This is a genomic window from Arthrobacter hankyongi (assembly GCF_022012395.1).
Classification (GTDB): domain Bacteria; phylum Actinomycetota; class Actinomycetes; order Actinomycetales; family Micrococcaceae; genus Crystallibacter; species Crystallibacter hankyongi.
In genome coordinates, this window is sequence record NZ_JAKLTQ010000060.1 from 1 (window position 1) to 845 (window position 845).

Genomic DNA, 845 nt, shown 5'->3' on the forward strand with positions numbered 1-845 from the left:
ATGGCCGTGCAGATGATCGGCCAGGGCTACTACGACACCGTCACCCCGCCGGTGATCCGCCGCAACATCGTGGAGAACCCGGCCTGGTACACCGCCTATACCCCGTACCAGCCGGAGATCTCCCAGGGCCGGCTCGAGGCGCTGCTGAACTTCCAGACCATGGTCGCGGACCTGACCGGGCTGCCGATCGCCAACGCCTCGCTGCTGGACGAGGCCACCGCGGTGGCCGAGGCGGTGCTGCTGATGCGCCGGGCCAACAAGAAGCATGCCGCGGGCCGGACCGTGCTGGACGCGGACCTGCTGCCGCAGACCATCGCGGTGGTCAAGGGCCGGGCGAAGGCGCTGGGCTTCGCGGTCGAGGTCGCGGACCTGTCCGCCGGCCTGCCCGGGGGCGAGATCTCCGGGATCGTGCTGCAGCAGCCCGGCGCCTCGGGCCGGGTGTTCGACCACGCCGGGACCATCGCGGCGGCCAAGGAGCGCGGGGCGATGGTCACCGTGGCGGCGGACCTGCTGGCCCTGACCCTGATCACCCCGCCCGGCGAGCAGGGCGCGGACATCGCGGTGGGCAATTCCCAGCGCTTCGGCGTGCCGCTGTTCTTCGGCGGCCCGCACGCGGCCTACATGGCCGTGCACCAGGGCCTGGAGCGCCAGCTGCCCGGCCGCCTGGTCGGCGTCTCGAAGGACTCCGCGGGCATGCCGGCCTACCGGCTGGCGCTGCAGACCCGCGAGCAGCACATCCGCCGCGAGAAGGCCACCTCCAACATCTGCACCGCCCAGGCCCTGCTGGCCATCTGCGCCAGCATGTACGCGGTCTACCACGGACCCGAAGGCCTGAAGGCCATCGC

At 72.2% G+C, this 845-nt stretch carries 1 pseudogene; it reads left to right on the forward strand.

The window, feature by feature from the left end:
• Window positions 1–845, forward strand: a pseudogene (locus LVY72_RS24120) (glycine dehydrogenase); the annotation flags it as partial.